Annotated in this window: 17 protein-coding genes; 7 read left to right on the forward strand and 10 right to left on the reverse strand. The window is 51.4% G+C overall.

Annotated features, from left to right (window positions below):
• Positions 1-77 precede the first annotated feature (77 nt).
• Together WH298_RS20120 and WH298_RS20125 are read left to right on the forward strand one after the other, a co-directional pair.
• Positions 78-1,097, forward strand: coding sequence for a LacI family DNA-binding transcriptional regulator (locus WH298_RS20120; RefSeq protein ID WP_180823790.1), 1,020 nt, complete (start codon positions 78-80; stop codon positions 1,095-1,097).
• 249 nt (positions 1,098-1,346) lie between these two features.
• On the forward strand, positions 1,347-2,483 hold the full coding sequence (locus tag WH298_RS20125; RefSeq protein ID WP_238344493.1) for an acyltransferase family protein: 1,137 nt from the start codon (positions 1,347-1,349) through the stop codon (positions 2,481-2,483).
• A 39-nt stretch (positions 2,484-2,522) separates the two neighbouring features.
• On the opposite strand, the gene WH298_RS20130 is transcribed toward WH298_RS20125, so the two are convergent.
• Positions 2,523-3,242, reverse strand: coding sequence for a dienelactone hydrolase family protein (locus WH298_RS20130; RefSeq protein ID WP_180823791.1), 720 nt, complete (start codon positions 3,240-3,242; stop codon positions 2,523-2,525).
• 202 nt (positions 3,243-3,444) lie between these two features.
• Entirely contained in the window at positions 3,445-5,091 is a 1,647-nt protein-coding gene (mqo, locus tag WH298_RS20135) for a malate dehydrogenase (quinone) (RefSeq protein WP_049851650.1), read from the reverse strand.
• Positions 5,092-5,523: 432 nt separating this feature from the next.
• Between mqo and leuC the strand changes: the two genes are divergently transcribed.
• Genes leuC through WH298_RS20155 form a run of 4 tightly spaced genes read left to right on the forward strand, consistent with a single transcriptional unit; the run spans position 5,524 to position 9,480 of the window.
• Positions 5,524-6,945, forward strand: coding sequence for a 3-isopropylmalate dehydratase large subunit (gene leuC, locus WH298_RS20140; protein WP_180823792.1), 1,422 nt, complete (start codon positions 5,524-5,526; stop codon positions 6,943-6,945).
• A 1-nt stretch (position 6,946) separates the two neighbouring features.
• Positions 6,947-7,585 (forward strand): 3-isopropylmalate dehydratase small subunit, encoded by a 639-nt coding sequence (gene leuD / locus WH298_RS20145; RefSeq protein ID WP_180823793.1) that lies wholly within the window; start codon positions 6,947-6,949, stop codon positions 7,583-7,585.
• The gene (locus WH298_RS20150) at positions 7,578-8,492 is read left to right on the forward strand and encodes an alpha/beta fold hydrolase (protein ID WP_180823794.1); all 915 of its coding nucleotides are present in this window, start codon (positions 7,578-7,580) and stop codon (positions 8,490-8,492) included. Before leuD ends, WH298_RS20150 begins: the two co-directional genes overlap by 8 nt.
• Positions 8,493-8,523: 31 nt before the next feature.
• Complete coding sequence (locus WH298_RS20155; RefSeq protein WP_180823795.1) at positions 8,524-9,480, forward strand: LysR substrate-binding domain-containing protein; 957 nt, start codon at positions 8,524-8,526, stop codon at positions 9,478-9,480.
• A gap of 130 nt (positions 9,481-9,610) precedes the next feature.
• On the opposite strand, the gene WH298_RS20160 is transcribed toward WH298_RS20155, so the two are convergent.
• The 5 genes from WH298_RS20160 to WH298_RS20180 all read right to left on the reverse strand — a co-directional run bounded on the left by WH298_RS20160 (position 9,611) and on the right by WH298_RS20180 (position 14,690).
• A complete protein-coding gene (locus WH298_RS20160) occupies positions 9,611-9,916 on the reverse strand; it encodes a YdgH/BhsA/McbA family protein (RefSeq protein ID WP_007890096.1) in 306 nt (101 codons plus the stop codon).
• 377 nt (positions 9,917-10,293) lie between these two features.
• Entirely contained in the window at positions 10,294-12,162 is a 1,869-nt protein-coding gene (gene kup / locus WH298_RS20165; protein ID WP_180823796.1) for a low affinity potassium transporter Kup, read from the reverse strand.
• 265 nt (positions 12,163-12,427) lie between these two features.
• Positions 12,428-13,228 carry a MetQ/NlpA family ABC transporter substrate-binding protein gene (locus WH298_RS20170; RefSeq protein WP_009128061.1) on the reverse strand — a complete coding sequence of 267 codons (801 nt, stop codon included), beginning with the start codon at positions 13,226-13,228 and terminating at the stop codon, positions 12,428-12,430.
• A 105-nt stretch (positions 13,229-13,333) separates the two neighbouring features.
• A complete protein-coding gene (locus WH298_RS20175; protein ID WP_180823797.1) occupies positions 13,334-14,125 on the reverse strand; it encodes an MBL fold metallo-hydrolase in 792 nt (263 codons plus the stop codon).
• A 235-nt stretch (positions 14,126-14,360) separates the two neighbouring features.
• On the reverse strand, positions 14,361-14,690 hold the full coding sequence (locus WH298_RS20180) for a gamma-glutamylcyclotransferase family protein (RefSeq protein ID WP_180823798.1): 330 nt from the start codon (positions 14,688-14,690) through the stop codon (positions 14,361-14,363).
• Between the two features lie 155 nt (positions 14,691-14,845).
• On the opposite strand from WH298_RS20180, the gene WH298_RS20185 reads away from it, so the two are divergent.
• Positions 14,846-15,865: an MBL fold metallo-hydrolase gene (locus WH298_RS20185; protein ID WP_180823799.1), complete on the forward strand. Its 1,020-nt coding sequence runs from the start codon at positions 14,846-14,848 to the stop codon at positions 15,863-15,865.
• A gap of 29 nt (positions 15,866-15,894) precedes the next feature.
• Here WH298_RS20185 and WH298_RS20190 read toward each other — a convergent pair whose 3' ends face one another.
• The 3 genes from WH298_RS20190 to WH298_RS20200 form a co-directional block, all read right to left on the reverse strand.
• Positions 15,895-16,440, reverse strand: a complete 546-nt coding sequence (locus WH298_RS20190) for an RNA polymerase sigma factor (RefSeq protein WP_009128046.1) — start codon at positions 16,438-16,440, stop codon at positions 15,895-15,897.
• Between the two features lie 5 nt (positions 16,441-16,445).
• Entirely contained in the window at positions 16,446-16,886 is a 441-nt protein-coding gene (locus WH298_RS20195; RefSeq protein ID WP_180823800.1) for a hypothetical protein, read from the reverse strand.
• Positions 16,887-16,988: 102 nt separating this feature from the next.
• The gene (locus tag WH298_RS20200; RefSeq protein ID WP_180823801.1) at positions 16,989-17,441 is read right to left on the reverse strand and encodes a hypothetical protein; all 453 of its coding nucleotides are present in this window, start codon (positions 17,439-17,441) and stop codon (positions 16,989-16,991) included.

Consider the following 17,441-nt stretch of genomic DNA (forward strand, 5'->3'; position numbering starts at 1 on the left):
CCGTGAGGGTAGAAAAATTGCCGAATAATTCGCAGCTTAGGTAAACTGATGCCATCAGCATGGAAAAAGAGTGAAACATGGCGACCATACTTGAGGTGGCAAAAGTAGCAGGCGTATCGAAAGCGACGGTTTCCCGGGTGCTGTCCGGCAACGGTTACGTGAGCCAGGAAAAGCGTGAGAAGGTGTACCAGGCCATCGCCGAAACCGATTTTCGCCCTAATTTGCTGGCGCGAAACCTGGCGACCAAATCCAGCCAAACCATCGGATTGGTAATCACCAATACCCTGTATACCGGCAGCTATTTCACCGAATTGATGCAGCACTCCGCACGCCTGATGGAACAGCAGGGGCGGCAGTTGTTACTGGTTGATGGCAAACACAGCGCCGAGGAGGAGCGCGCCGCGATCCAGTTCCTGCTCGATCTGCGCTGCGATGGTGTGATTATCTATCCGCGTTTTCTCACTACCGATGAGATGGATAGCATCATTGCACAGCACAAACACCCGATACTGGTGATCAATCGTCGCCTGCGTCAGCACCACAGCTATTGCATCTACTCCGATCAGCAGCGCAGCAGCGCCGCAGCGGTTGAGCAGTTGATTGCCCTCGGACATCGCGAGATAGCTTTTATCACCGGCTCGCTCGATTCCCCGACGGGACGCGAACGACTGGCGGGTTACAAAGCCGCGTTGGAAAAACAGGATATTGCGGTTGATGACGCGTTAATCGTCGAAGGCAAATGGCAGGCGCAAAACGGCATGGCGGCGGTGGAACACCTGTTGGCACAGGGGCGTGCATTTAGTGCGCTGGTAGCGAGTAACGATGATATGGCGGTGGGGGCGCTGAAAGCGTTGTCCGATCACCACATTGCCGTACCGGCACAAGTCGCGGTAATGGGCTTTGACGATATTCCGCTGGCTCCGTTTACCATTCCGGCGCTATCCAGCGTGAAGATGCCGGTGACCGAGATGATTCAGGAAACTATCGAACGCCTGATCTCAATGCTGGATGGTGGCGAAATGCGTAATGATAAAACCTTTGCGGGTGAGTTGATGGTGCGTGAATCGGTAGGTCCCGGCCCTCATAACAAATTGTGATAGTTAAAGCAGAAATTCCGCAGGGATTAATTTTACAGGCGATATTTCTCTCCAGGCCATCTAATGCTTAACTCATAAATGGCCTATTTTATTTTCGCTATCTTAGAAAAAATCATTTAAATGCAATGAGCCTTCTCAATTCGATGCCATAAAAACAAGTTTATCAATGCCACTTTTCAGTGTGAATAACTAAGGCTATTTATTAGGTCTGCTGTTTATTCATGATGTCGTTAATCAGAATTAGTCTTATTGCTTGTAAAACTGCGTCAGGTTAATTTGAGTTATCTTTTTCCGGTCATCTTTCCTGAGGGAATTATGCACGCACGTATAACGCATCTTGATGGAATGCGCGGCTTAGCGATTCTGCTGGTTATTGGTTATCATGCTTATGCGCGATGGCCGGAATTATTACCCTATGTCACGGCAACTCAACATTTTCCAATATTTAACTATGGCTGGCTCGGCGTAGAGTTATTTTTCATGATCTCAGGTTTTGTCATTTTTATGACCCTGGATAAATCAGAGAGCTACCTCAGTTTTCTAAAAAAACGCTGGCTGCGCCTGTTTCCCGCCATGTTTATTGCCAGTATGCTGCTGTTCGCGGTGGGGGGCTTCTTCCCGGAATGGTCGGTGATGACACCGTATGTCAGGAATCTGTTGCCTGGGCTGATATTCACCAATCCAGAAACCCTGACGCAGTTAACCGGGATTGAATTTAAATCAATGGCGGGATCGTTTTGGTCGCTGTATGTCGAAGCGGTCTTCTATCTGATTATCGGTGCAGTCTATTTTACGCTCGGCAGGAAATATTGCTTACCGGCATTATTAGTACCGATGTTGCTGCTTTCCGCGTCCTCGGTTCTTAAATCCTTAGGCCACCCGCTGTTAATCGACATTATATCCAAGTTTGGCTTCATTCATTATGCGTGGTTTATGGTTGGCTGCCTGGTTTATGAGCGCATGCATGCACGCGATAAACTGTTTCATTACGCCATTGTAGGGTTGGCGCTGCTGATTAATTTCAGCTACTTCGTTAAGAATGCGGGAGTCATCACGCTTATTCCTTTGGTGCTGGTGATGCTGTTCTTTATTGTGAGTTTCTACTCTAAGCAGCTGGAGCGCATTCTCTCGCTACGTTTTTTCACCGCAGTCGGCTTCGCAAGTTACGCTTTTTATCTCATCCATGAAAATCTGATGATCGCTACGCTGATTAAGCTCAACGTGCATATTAAAAATGAGTTTGTAATGATGCTGATGCCAATTGTGGTGGCTACCGTGCTGTACTACATCGCTTTCTTAATCACTAAATATGCCGAACCAGCGTTGAGAAATATATTGAAAGGGAAACGTGTTCCGACGGCACCGCAATCGGGGGCTGGAGCATAATCTGTCAGGTGCGCATCACTGCGCACCTGAGCAAAGGATTTAAAACACTTCATCCAGCAGTTGATACATACGTTTGAAAGCACGTTGGGTGACTTCCGGATAGTACTGCGCCACACCTGCGTTATTGGCTTTTGGATCGGTGAACGAGTGTACCGCGCCAGCAAAGCTTACCAACTGCCAATCAATACCTTTGCTGTTCATCTCATTGGCGAACTCTGCCAGTTGCTCACGCGGTACCAGCGGATCGGCAGCGCCATCCAGCACCAGTAGTGCAGCCGTGATGGTGTTGCCCGCATAGCGGCCTTGCGTATCCAGCGTACCGTGGAATGAGACAGCGGCTTTGATATCGGCACCGCTGCGCGCTAACTCCAGCGCGCAGTGTCCGCCAAAGCAGAATCCGATTGCGGCCACATTAGCGGCATCAATTGCCGCGCTGGTTTGCGTCCGCAGCGCGTTAAGCGCGGCCTGCATGCGCGCGACTTCGGCAGGCTGATCTTTCACTTTCATCATCATGGCGCCGGCTTCATCGCCGCTAGTCGGACGCTGGCCATGGCCGTAAAGATCGGCCACCAGCACCACATAACCGTTGGCGGCGATTGTTTTGGCCTGCGTTACCGCATCTTCAGTGGCACCCATCCAGTTTGGAGCAATCAAAATACCCGGCAGCGGCGCATGCTGGTCCGCGTCATACACTAAATACCCTTCGAAAATGTCGTTGCCAACCTGATAAGAAAGAGAAGAAGCGCTGATATTGCTCATTATGTAAACCCGTCGATCATCAATTGAGGAATATTAAGAAGTTACAGATAAATAGTGTTTAAGCAACTGGCGATGAAGTGGACCGCATAAAAGGTTTCGCGCGGTTAAAGCTGATCCTGCAAATAGGTAAAAATCAGGCTGAAATTAATTGCGGATATAAAAAAGCCGGACATTGTCCGGCTTGATTTCGTTCTGGCGTGAATTACAGCGCCATATCCTGCTTGCCTGATTCCGTACGCGGTTTAGCCTGCGTCGGTGCAACAGTCTGGTCGCCCATGTCAATCACTGGCGGTTTGGTCAACTGCAGCGTGGCTGCGGTGTTATCCCAAACTTGCTGCGTCAACGCGGTGTTGCCGTTCAGCTTCTGGCCAAAGCTTGGCACGATAGCGCGAATCTTCTGCTGCCACTCCGGTGAAGCGAACTGTTCTGGGAACAGCTTTTTCATCACATCGAGCGTGATTGGCGCGGCAGTTGATGCACCCGGTGATGCACCGAGCAGAGCGGCCAGCGTTTTCTGCTGATCGGTCACGATTTCAGTGCCCAGTTTCAGCAAGCCACCTTTTTCTGCATCTTTCTTGATGATCTGTACACGTTGACCGGCCTGAATCAGTTTCCAGTCTTCTTTACGTGCGTTCGGGTAGTACTCTTTCAGCGCCGCAAAGCGGTCATCATCATTCAGCATTACCTGACCAATCAGGTATTTTACCAGGTCAAAGTTGTCGATGCCAACATGCGTCATCGGCATGATGTTGCTGGTGGTGGTCGCGCTCAGCAGATCGAACAGCGAACCGTTCTTCAGATACTTAGTAGAGAAGGTCGCGAACGGGCCAAACAGCACCACTTTCTTACCGTCGAGGGTACGTGAATCAATGTGGGGAACCGACATCGGTGGCGCACCCACAGAAGCTTGACCGTACACTTTTTCCAGGTGACGGTTAGCGATTTCTGGGTTTTCGGTCATCAGGAATGAGCCGCCGACCGGGAAGCCGCCGTAGTTGTCTGCTTCCGGGATACCGGTTTTCTGCAGCAGCTTGATCGCGCCGCCGCCCGCACCGATAAACACGTATTTCGCATCAACCGAGCGCTTATCACCGCTCTTCACATCTTTAATGGTCACGTGCCATGAGTTGTCGCCGTTACGCTTAAAATCAGTCACTTCTGCAGAGGTTTCCAGCTTGAAGTTCTGATCTTTTTTCAGGCTACCGATCAGCTGACGGGTGATTTCACCGTAGTTAACATCGGTGCCGACTGGCGTCCAGGTGGCTGCAACTTTCTGATTCGGATCGCGACCTTCCATCACCAGCGGAGCCCACTGCTGGATCTGCTGATGATCGGTAGAAAACTTCATGCCCTGGAATAGGGTGGTTTTCTGCAGCGCATCATAACGTTTGGTCAGGTACTCGACGTTTTTGTCGCCCCAGACGAAGCTCATGTGCGGCGTCGAGTTGATGAACGAACGTGGATCGTGCAATACGCCACGCTGCACCTGTGAAGTCCAGAACTGGCGCGAAATCATGAAGGATTCGTTGATTTCCAGCGCTTTGCTAACGTCGATTGAACCGTCTGCACGCTCAGGCGTGTAGTTCAGCTCCATGTTAGCCGAGTGACCAGTACCGGCATTATTCCAGCCGTTGGACGATTCCAGCGCTACGCCGTCGAGCTTCTCAACCATCAACTGTTTCCAGCCCGGTTGCAGCTCTTGCAGCCAGGTACCGAGCGAGGCGCTCATGATACCGCCGCCGATCAGCAGAACGTCAGTTTTTTCCGGTGCGTCTTCAGCACGTACCGCTGAAGAGACAAGCAGCGCTGCCAGCGAAAGGGCAGACACGATCTTTTTGGTGTGAGTCATTCCAGTCCTACTTATTATGCAATGCAGGTGAACGTTAAAAATTCGGTTTGCACATTAAGAGATTGTTACGAAATGATTAACTTGTTTTTAGTTAATAAAGTATTGGTGTTAATTAATTAACTTACAAAAAAGAAAATAGCGTGAAATATAGGCAGAAGAGGAAATAAAACCGGGATAAACCGCTTAAGCAGCGCGGTTATTCTTTATATCGATAGACGCGACTTAGGTCAAATAAAACCCTCAGACAAATTCATTGATGAGCCGCTAACTAAGCCGCTATGAATGACGGCCCAACAAGATTCAAGGCGATTGTCAGTCGTTCTGCACATTTCATAAAACATCACTCCACGGAGCGTGTTCATTCCCCGCCGACAAACTGTATTACCCTAACGTCTCTAATGACTTGTTTTACACTTTCGCGTGGGCAACGACATGGTTAACAAAACACTGTATGAAAAGCTGATCGATCAGCATCTGGTTCGCAAGTTAGATAATGAAGGGCATGTGCTGCTCTACATAGACCGCTCGATTTTGAATGAATACACCAGCCCGCAGGCGTTTAGCGGCCTACGCGATCACCAGCGTCCGGTGCGTAATCCGGGCACCATTCTGCTCAATGTTGATCACGTTAACCCCACGCGTCCCGCGCGTGATGAAGCGATGACCGATGCCGGCGGGCAATTACAAGTTGATTACTTCCGGCAAAACGCCGCGCATTTCGGTATCGAACTGTTTGATGTGATGGACCCGCGCCAGGGGATTGAACATGTGGTGGCACACGAGCAAGGTTTGGTGATGCCAGGCATGGTGATTGCCGCTGGCGACAGTCATACCACTACCTACGGCGCGTTTGGCGCGCTCGGTTTCGGTATCGGCACCTCAGAAATCGAACATCTGCTTGCCACGCAAACCCTGATTTATCGCACCCTGAAAACCATGTTCGTCACGGTGAGCGGCGAGCTGCCGTTTGGCTGTTCGGCGAAGGACATCATCATGGCGCTGATCGAAGAGATTGGTGCTTCAGGCGCGACCGGTTATGCCATCGAATTTGCCGGTGCAGCGATTGAGGCGCTGAGCATGGAAGGGCGCATGACGCTGTGCAACATGGCGGTTGAGGCCGGAGCGCGCGGCGCGATTATTGCGCCGGATGAAAAAGTTTTTGCCTACATCGCGGGTAAGCCGCAGATGCCGACGGGCGCATTGTGGCAGCAAGCCCTCGCGGAGTGGCGTACGCTGCGCAGCGATGCTGATGCACAGTTCGACAGCCGCATCACCATCGACTGTAGCGATCTCGAACCCAAAGTGACCTGGGGGATTAGCCCGGATCAAGCCAGCGCGATTACCGGCTGCGTTCCCGATCCCGCGCAGGAGAAAGATGCGGTTAAACAGCAAACGCTGTGTACCGCGCTGAAATATATGGGACTGGAACCCGGCACGCCGTTAGCGGAAATTGCCATTACCCACGCCTTTATCGGCTCCTGCACCAACGGTCGCATTGAAGATTTACGCGCCGCCGCCGCGATTGTTGAAGGACATAAAATCGCGCCGCATGTGCGCGGGATTATCGTGCCGGGATCAACTCAGGTACGTCAGCAGGCGGAAGCAGAAGGTTTGGCCGCGATTTTCGTTGATGCCGGTTTCGAATGGCGCCAGTCGGGCTGCTCAATGTGCCTGGCAATGAATGAGGATGTATTAGCGCCCGGCGACCGTTGTGCTTCTGGCACCAACCGTAATTTCCCTGGCCGCCAGGGCGCGGGTGCCCGTACACACTTAATGAGTCCGGCGATGGTTGCCGCCGCCGCGATTGCCGGTCATCTGGTTGATGTCCGCCGTTTCATGACAGAAGAGGTTTAATATGGAAGCTTTCAACCACATAACAGGCACGCTCGCGCCGTTACCGGCGGCCAATATTGACACGGATGTGATCATGCCAAAGCAGTTTCTCAAAGGCATCGATCGTCAGGGTTTAGATCGTGGTGTGTTCTTCGATCTGCGCTTTTTGCCTGACGGCAGCCCGAATCCCGATTTCATCCTCAATCAGCCCGGCTGGGAAAAAGCCTCTTTCTTGCTGGTGGGCGCCAATTTCGGCTGTGGTTCCAGCCGGGAACACGCGGTGTGGGGGCTGAATCAGCTGGGAATTCGCGCCATTATTGGTACCAGTTTCGCCGGCATCTTTGACGACAACTGTCAGCGCAATGGCGTTCTGACGCTGGCGTTAAGCGCAGAAGATTATCAGCGCCTAAGCGAGGTGGCGAACGATCCTGCTAACAACCGCATTACCGTGTCGCTGGAAGAGCAGACCATCTTCTTCAATAATCAACGCATTGCGTTCTCGGTTAGCGCCTTAAAACGCGAAATGTTGTTGGGCGGTGGCAGTGCAGTGGACTGGACGCTGCAGTATGAAGCGGATATCGCGCAGTTTGAAGCACAACACTTTGCACAACGTCCGTGGTTCAAACGCGGCAATACAGTGAAGGATGAACAGCATGAGTGAGATAACAGCGCGCGGCGATTCACCTTTTATCGCAGGCTTTACGCTCAGCGATGTGCGTTTAGCGAACGGCATAACTTTGCGCGTCGCGATGGGGGGCGAAGGTCCACCTTTGCTGTTGCTGCACGGTCATCCGCAAAATCATCTGGCGTGGCGTAAAATTGCGCCGCAGCTGGCACAGAAATACCGTGTCATTCTGCCGGATTTGCGTGGTTATGGTGATAGCGACAAACCGCCGAGCGACGAGACGCATCGTCCCTACTCGAAACGGGTGATGGCAGAAGACATCAGCCAGCTGATTGATGCGTTAGATTTGGAACGCGTCGCCTTTGTTGGCCACGATCGCGGCGCGCGCGTGGGTCATCGCCTGGCGCTCGATCATCCGGAACAACTCTCCAGCTGCGTATTTGTCGATATTGCGCCAACCGCCACCATGTATGCGTTAACCAATAAAGAGTTCGCCACGCGTTATTTTTGGTGGTTCTTTCTGATTCAGCCTTCGCCATTACCGGAGACCATGATCGGTCACGATCCGGCTTTATTCCTGCGTAAGCACATTAATGGCCAATTAAAAACGCCTGGCGCGACGTCAGAGGAAATTTTTAACGATTATCTGCGCTGTTATCAAAATGAAGCGATGATTCATGCGGTGTGTGAAGATTATCGCGCGGCGGCCACCATTGATTTAGAACACGATGCGCAAGACAGCGATAAACGGATTGAATCGCCGTTATTGCTGTTATGGGGAGAGCAGGGCACGGTGGGGCAGCTCTATAACGTGGTTGATACCTGGCTAGATAAAGCGCGTCATGTGCAAGGCCACGCCTTACCTTGCGGCCACTCACCGCATGAAGAAGTACCGGAACTGTTTTTAAGCCAGCTTCAGCGCTTTCTGGATTCTGTGTTATAACCAGCAAAATTTCTCTAACGCTGTGATGGTTATGAAGATACTGCTTGCCGGGAAGAGTTATCAGAAGCCGCTGCAGGGCTGGCCTTCGGTCGAAGATCTGTATGTGTTTATCAGCGTGGCGCGCTATGAAGGCTTTGGCCGAGCCGCCACGGAGCTGGGCCAGTCGCCATCGTATATCAGCAAACGTATTGCCATCCTCGAAAAGCAGCTGGAAACCCGGCTGTTTTTCCGCACCAATCGCGTGATGCGCCTGACGCCCGAAGGTGAAAAGGCGCTGGAGGGCGCGCTGCAGGTGGTGCACGAGATGGACGCTTTCCTGAATAACTTCCAGCAGTGGCGCGGAGAATTAACCGGCGATTTGACCGTCACTTGCTCATTTGGCTTTGGGCAGGATTATTTATCCGATGCGGTGGCAGAATTCATGACGCGCCATCCTTCGCTTAACATCAAACTGATTCTCACCGATCGCGATATCGATTTATTGCAATCAGGAACGGATGTGGATATTCGCGTGGGTGATGATGTCAATCACTCCTATATCGCCAGAAAACTGGCGTCGAATCGGCGTATTCTTTGTGCATCCGCCCGCTATTTAGCGCAATCGCGTCCGCTTGAGACGCTGGATGATTTAATCGATCACAGCTGTCTTATCATTAATGAAAATAACAATACCTTTGGTCATTGGACCTTAACCGATGGCGATAATAAAATCGTTTGTCGGCTGAATAGCCATTACGCATCGAATAGCGGAAAAGTCATTCTCAACTGGGCATTAAAATCACACGGCATTGCATTACGTTCTGCCTGGGATGTGACGCCCTATTTGGCCGAAAATAAACTGGTGCACGTTTTACCGCAGTGGTATCAGGAAGCAAATATCTGGGCGGTTTATACCCAACGCGCTTCTGAATCACCGCGCATTAAGATCTTTATTGATTTTCTCGCTGATTACTTTGCAGAAAAAAGCCTGCCGAAGATGAAAGATTAAGAGTTAATACCCTAAATAATTCCAGATGCAGGAAGGCGGCAAGAACGCGAATCCCCGGGAGCTTATTTTAGTAAGTGACCGGGGTGAGCATACGCGGCTATCGCACCTGCAGCTTGAAGAATGACGGGGATTAGCCATAAGCCACTTTGCTATTGATATGATAGAGAGTCGCTGTGGCTGCCATAACATGTTGACCATCGTGCGCCGGTTCGTGTGACTCGACGTCGGTGATGTGATAACCCACCGCGCCAGCAGCAAGGGCTTTTTGCACGAAAGCGTCATTCAACTCTTCCATCGAGGTGGCCCAGCTGACGGACGTAAATCCTACCGGATGAATCGAAGAAAGTTCACGATGGGTTAAATCAGCGCGAATTAAAACGGGTTTAACAGATTGCGGTGTAAAAATAGAAATTACGTCATTAATTAATTGTTTCATGGCCATTCTCCTCGGAAATAATAGCTGAGCCAATGGCTAAAGCTGCGAATTGTTCAATTGTTGATAAAGCGCTTCACATTCCCTCAATGCTCACGGCAGGTGATGATTGCCGGTAGAGCTAATAAACACCTTTTGAGGTTAAGCGTTTTAGCTTTAATTGCTAATTAGATGTTAAGAAATCTTCAGCCACAACTGACGCAAAGTCTGCGAATATTTTTGCATCTGGTTACATATGGCGGGTTAAAAAAACGGTCGCCATGAATGGCGTAATGACGGCCAGTGATGCACGTTATTTCCTCATCGAAGATTCGGTAGCGGCGCGATTTATCGCGCAATAAATTGCGCCGCTACGATGTGTGCGGATAACTATTTCTGCGTTAAAACTCGCGCTGCCCACCCAACTCGATCACCCGATTTGGTGGAATATTAAATTGTTCATGCGCACGTAACGCATTGCGCTGGCAAAAGTGGAAGATACCGCCTTTTACCCGCATCAATCCTTTGCGCTTTTTCATCACCAGCGTGTCGTGTGAAGTGAAAAATGAGGCTTCATTCACGGTGCAGCCAAATCCTTCCAGCCCGCATAGATGCAGGATTTCTGCCATTGACGGCGTTTCGCGCCAGCCATAATCAGCGGTGACTTGCCAGAACGACGGCGACAGCGGCTTGATGCTTAAACGCTTCTGATTGTAAACGCGCGGCGTATCGGTGGTGCGAATATGCAGCAGCACCACGCGCTTATGCAGCACACGATTGTGTTTGAGGTTGTGCAGCAGCGCCTGTGGAATCTCATGCTCTTTGCGCGCCAGAAAAATGGCCGTACCGGCGACGCGACTGGGTGGATTGGTCTCCAGCGACCGCACCAGCGCCAGCAGGCTGTCAGGATCGTTATTCAGTCTGCGGATCAGACGATTACGCTCGCTGCTCCACACCAGCATTAATCCCATCATACTCAGCGCCAGTAACACTGGCACCCAACCGCCAGAGAGCAGTTTCATTAGGTTGGCGCCGAATAACGGCACATCAATACTCAACATACACAACAGAAAAATCAGCGCCATCGGCAGCGGCCACTTCCAGTTACGCAGCGCCACCACGCCCGCCAGACAGGCCGTGATCACCATGGTTCCGGTTACCACGATGCCGTAAGCAGAGGAGAGCGCCGACGATTGTCGGAAGGCCAACACAATCACCGTCACCGCCACGAACAGCAACCAGTTGACTAACGGAATATAGATCTGACCGGATTCGGTATGCGAGGTGAAGATAATGCGCATCGGCGGCAGGAATCCCTGACGAATCGCCTGATGCGTTAAGGTATACACGCCGGAAATCACCGACTGGGCCGCAATCACCGTTGCCAGTGTCGACAGCACAATCAACGGAATCTGTCCCCAGGCTGGCGCGAGATTAAAGAACGGATTATTGAGAGCCTGCGCATCGGCGATGACCAATGCGCCCTGACCAAAGTAGTTGAGCACCAACGCGGGCATAGCGATCACCAGCCAGGCCAGCCGAATCGGTGCCTTGCCTAAATGCCCCATGTCGGCATACAGCGCTTCCGCACCGGTTACCGCCAACACCACCATGCCGAGCGCAGCGAACGACAGCGCTTTGTGGCTGAGCAAGAACGTCAGCGCATAAGAAGTATTGAGCGCGTAAAGCACGTCAGGATTGAGCAAGATGCCGCGAATGCCTAACAGCGCAATCGAAACAAACCAGACAAACATCACCGGCCCGAATACCTTACTGACCTTTTCGGTGCCATGTTTTTGAATCATGAACAGTAAGGTAAGAATCACTACCGCCAGCGGCACCACATATTTGCTCAGCGCCGGAGAAACCACTTCTATGCCTTCAATCGCTGATAGCACAGAAATCGCCGGCGTGATGACGCCATCACCGTAGAAGAACGCGCCGCCGATTAATCCGGCCAGTACAATGATGTGGGCTGCCTTCGGGCCAACATGCTGGCGAGCCAGTGACATCAGCGTCAGCACGCCGCCTTCACCATCATGGTCGGCACGCATCACGAAGCAGACATATTTCAGCGTCACGATCAGCGTTAAGGCCCAGAAAATCAGCGACAGGAAACCCATCACCGCCGTGGTTGACACCGCGCCATTAGGTAAAATTGAAAGGCACTCTTTGAGGGTATACAGCGGGCTGGTGCCGATGTCGCCAAACACGATCCCCGCAGCCGCCAGCATGCCCGCAGGCAAGGACTGTTTTTCGCTCTGACTCATAAATTTCCTGTTGATGATCAGGTTTGTGGCTAATGAGGGCGAACATACCTGTTTGCGACCTGAGCGAACAGGGGGCGGCGAATTAATAGACAGCATTTTTACGCCGCAGGTCGATATTTTTACGCCATTTTTATATCGCCGCTCATTTTATGATCTGAGCGTAGCTGATTAATCAATGAGGAAGTGAGAAGGATAAGTTATTGCGGAGGGCGGGAAGTCAAGGAAGCCGCGCAAGGTCAGTTTGCGCGGCCTTTTTAGTGGGCGATTACCAGCCTTTAATAATATCGCCTTTGTAGATTTCGTTGGCTTTATCTAACACTTCCTGCGACTGGAAGGCCTGTTTCAGCTTCTGCACATTGGCGCTGTCTTTATTATCATCACGTGCCACGATGGCGTTAACGTAAGGCGAGGCTTTGCCTTCCATAAACATGCCATCACGCGAGGCGGAGAGATTAACCAGCGCGGCAAAATTGTTGTTGATGATCGACACATACACCTGCGGATCGTCCAGCGTGCGCGCCAGCTGCGGCGTATCGACTTCCACGATTTTCAGCTTCTTCGGATTATCGGTGATATCCAGCGTGGTCGGCAGCAGGCCCGCTTCCGGCTTCACTTTGATCAAACCCTGCGCCTGCAGCAGCAGCAGGCTGCGGCCCAGCGTGGTGGCTTCATTGGAGATGGTCACGGTGGCGCCATCCGGCAGCTCTTTCAGCGACTTAATCTTGCGAGAATAGCCAGCGATCGGGAAGACAAAGGTGTTAGTGACCACGGCAAAGTGGTAACCGCGCTCTTTTGATTGCATCTCAAGATACGGCAGGCTCTGGAAGGCGTTAGCATCAACATCTTTATTGAACAGCGCTTCATTCGGCTGCACATAATCATTGAAGGCCACCACATCGACATCCAGCTGATATTTGTCATGCGCAACTTGCTTCACGGTTTCCCACAACGCCTGATCAGGTCCGGTATTAATGGCCACTTTGATTTGATTTTCATCATCTTTATTACAGCCACTAAGCAGTGCGACGGACGCAGCCAGCAGCGTCGTGAGTAAAATTTTCTTCATTGCCCGGATCCCCTCTTAACGTAGGAAACGGACTATAGTGGATATCTAGACGTCTGTACATCCATCGGCGGTGCGTTTGCTTACAATTCGATCAGCCATCCCTTTTTATTGCAGGCAGGAGAGATATCTCTCCGCCGACTGCCGGACGACATGTTGCGCATGCGCGAGGATTTCACGATGCTCAAACGCACCGTAAATCTGCTCAAACGTTAGGGGGGCAAGGCGATGCAGGATGTCGTTCACCGTCGCCGCCGACAGCGGCAGCATATTCGGGTAGCTCCACATAAATGACACGGCATTAGCGCCCGGCGTAACTTGCACAATATCGCCGCTTAGCAGCACGCCGTTGCCGTGCGACCAATGCAACACGCAGCCGCCGGAGAAATGCCCGCCCAGGCGTATCAGCTTCACCTCGGGCACAATTTCCTGCTCATCATTCTGCCAGAGTTTGATATGCGGGCTATCACGCATAATCCATTGGCTGTCGTTAGCGTGCAGATATATCGGCGCATCAAATGCCTCCGCCCAATCTTGCATGCAGCTGTAATAGTGCGGATGGGAAATAGCGATGGCGTGAAGGCCGCCGAGAGCCGTCACGATCGCCTGAGTGGCGTCATCCAGGTTAGCGATGCAATCCCACAGAATATTGCCGTGCGGCGTGCGCAGCAGAAACGCGCGTTGATTAATCGCAAAGGCAGGCACCGTTTGCAGGCTAAATAAGTTGGCGTGATGCTGCTGCCATTTATTGCGATGCGTGCTGAGCAGGCTTTCCAGTGACATCCATTGCTGTCCAGCGGGCGGTACAAATTGCCGCTCGTCTTCACATATTGTGCAGCGATCAATGATGACGCCTTGATCATCATAAGAGGTGCTGCATGCCGTGCAGACTTTGATCATAGTGAACTCCGTGATGGGTTCCGCTAACGGATAAATTCCTATCAGGAGGATAGCAGTGCTTACTCAGATAGTATGTGTTGCAAGCAATGCATTTGAGTTGAAAAAGATAAGGGCGCATGACCCTTTATCAACATGGGCGCGATTAAAGCAACGCTGGAATACTGGCGACTGGGAAGAAGAACTTCAGTTCGTTATCTTCAGGCAGTACTCATGGTTGCATTTACATTGGAGCTTTTCACTGTTGCGGCTGCAGCTGATAAATCCACGCCGTTAAGTGGTCTCCATCGCTGGTGGTGACATCAACGGTCACCCGATCGTAGCCCTCTTCAAACTCATCCAGCATCGGCCAGTGCGGTTCAAGTTGCTCAGAGATGAACAGATAACCTGGCACCTGTGGCCCATTTTGCTGCAAAACGATGCCGGGAAAATCGGCCGCCGCGCCCCAGCCACGCGCGTAGAAGGTCCCGCTAACCGATCCGGCTAGCCATTCACCGCCGATACTTTCCAGAATATGCGCATTGGCGTGGCCTGGCTGCAGTGTTCCATAGACAAATAAACGTTTCATTTTCCCTCGTAAATTCAAGCAAAACAGTCACTCTAATCGTCTGCAGGATTGATGTCATGCGCAGTTAAACGCCAGCACAACACCGCCCAATATGCGATGTGCAAAGCAATGAAAGTGGATATTCTGAAGCACCCGCGATCAGAGGTAAAAGATCAATGTTGAATAGTTCGAGCATTTCTCGCTGCAATATTAAAAGCTATCCGCAATCGACGCAGTTTGATGGCAAAAGGTTTAACAATAAGGTTCCACGCCAGCAGCTGGGATTGGGGAAATTCATTAAGCTGTTCTGGGATTTCACCTTTAACAAGCCGAAAAATACCGTTCCGGATGACGCACTTCCGCTGATCAAGCTTGACGCGCAGCAGCTTGACGCCGCCGCGAATAATAGCGTTTATCGTCTCGGACACTCTTCATTGCTGTTTAAAATGCAGGAAAAGTATTGGCTAATCGATCCGGTATTTACTGAGCGCGCATCGCCATTTAAACGCTTCGGACCGAAACGCTTCCAGCCAACGCCCATTCAGCTGGAAGCGTTGCCGCCGATTGAAGGGATCATTCTTTCGCATGATCATTACGATCATCTGGATTATCACACCATCATGCAGCTTAAAGATCGCGTGCGTTATTTCCTGACGCCGCTCGGCGTGGGCGATCTAATTACCTCGTGGGGCGTAGCGCCGGAGAAAATCACCCAGCTGGATTGGTGGGAGTCCAAAAATATCGCGGGTATTCAATTTGTCGCAACACCCTCCCAGCATTTTTCCGGACGCGGCATATTTGATGGCAATAAACGTTTATGGTGCTCATGGAGCATCATTAGCGAGGAATTTCGCCTGTTCTTTGGCAGCGACTCGGGTTATTTCGATGGGTTCAAACAGATTGGCCATAAATTCGGTCCTTTCGATATGGCGTTTCTGGAAAATGGTGCTTACGACCGCCGCTGGGCCGACATTCACATGCTGCCGCAAGACACGATTAAAGCCTTCTTAGATCTCAACGCGAAATGGCTATTCCCGATTCATAATGCGACTTTCGATTTGGCGTTTCATCCATGGAACGATCCGCTTAATCAAATCGTCGCGTTAGCGCAGCAACAGCAGGTAAAACTGTCGATGCCGAAAATTGGGCAGGGCGTGCAATTTTTGCAGCCGCAGGTAGCGGAAAAGTGGTGGTAAAAGCGCAACCCGATTGCCAGGCAATCGGGTTATTGGGTGAGTTCGTCGTAGAGATTACGCAGCCGCGTGCGTAAAAACAGTACCGCTTTGTGTTTACGCGATAACAGTGCCTGTACGCTGCAACCGCTCTCCTGCGCCAGTTCGTTATAGCTGTAACCGAGCAGTTCGGTTTTCTCGAACACCTCACGCTGCGCGTCGGGCAATTCCGCTAATGCTTCCTCTAGCTCTTCCCACAGCAGCGCCTTGAGATACTCATCTTCAGGCGTTTGCGGCACGCCAAATAAGGTTTCGGCCAGCTCATCTTCAGGAAAATCGCCATCTTCGCCGCCGCTGAAAAAATCGGCCAACGGCAGCTCACGCTTTTTCCGCGCCCGATCGGTCATTTCATTGCGCGCCGCGCGGAACAGCCAGGCGGCGACATTCTCCACCGGCTGCTCCAGCTGCATCAGTTTAAACGTGACTTCCTGCAAGATATCGTCAGCATCATCACGCACTGCGGTACGACCGCGGATAAACGCTTTCAGCTTAGTTCGACAGGCGGTGATCGCCGACATCAGCAGTGAATCCTGCGCCATCACAACTACTCGGCATCGCTGGGTTTGGCAGTATTCGCCTCTGGCTGCGGACGATCGCCGCGATCATCACGACGATCGTGCCAATCGCAACGTCCGTGATGTCCACGGTGATCAAAGCGATCGCGGCGATGCTGCATAAACTCTTCACGCTGCTCCGGCGTCATTTGCATCCAACGCTCGTGCATGCGACGACGCGCCATGCCGAACATGCCAGGACGAAAACCTAAGCCACCAAACAGAATGCGGCACAGTGCCAACAATCCCAGCGCCTGCCAGAAGCCGATGCTTTTGACACCGACAATACCCGGCAGTAGCGCATTCCACAGCGACATCACCAGCAAACCAAGCGCAGCGATAATCACCGCACCCAGCAATAGCGGTTTCGCCAGGCGGTGTCCGCCAAAATGATCTCCACGATGGTGTCTGCGCATATCAAAATCTCTCATTGTTTGTTCCTCATTACATTAACGGATAATCGCTTGTGATGAGGTAGACGAATGAGCGGTGAAGATATTGCTAACTTTTTTTAAAAAAGAGCGTGCTGCCGTTTAAGACGTTCTGCGCTCACGCCAGAAAGCATAGCCACAGACGAGAATAATAAGCGCGGAGGTTAAGGTGTTAATGGACCAAAAGAGGTTTACCAGATACTCGCTAACCATATTCTGCTCTCCACCCGAAAAAGGCGGTGGGTTACTGATTTTAAAGGTAATGATCCACATTACGCTGACTATGACAAAGCGGCCAATTAACCAGGCGATGAGCGGCAGAATAAGTGAGTTAATTTTGCTGAAGTTAGCGTTACGCGTAAGTAATATGAAACAGCCCAACGGCAGCAAATCAGGCACTATATTTGTGGCATAGGAAACAAATAGCTGCCAGCCAGGGATCTCATAGTGTTGGATGACCTGCCACGACAAAATCACCTCGGCAAGTAATGTCCGATAGAGCAATAAAAAGCAAACCAATCCCCATATCGCTGCAATCTTGTATTTTGTGTACAT

The organism is Pantoea nemavictus (assembly GCF_037479095.1).
GTDB lineage: Bacteria > Pseudomonadota > Gammaproteobacteria > Enterobacterales > Enterobacteriaceae > Pantoea > Pantoea nemavictus.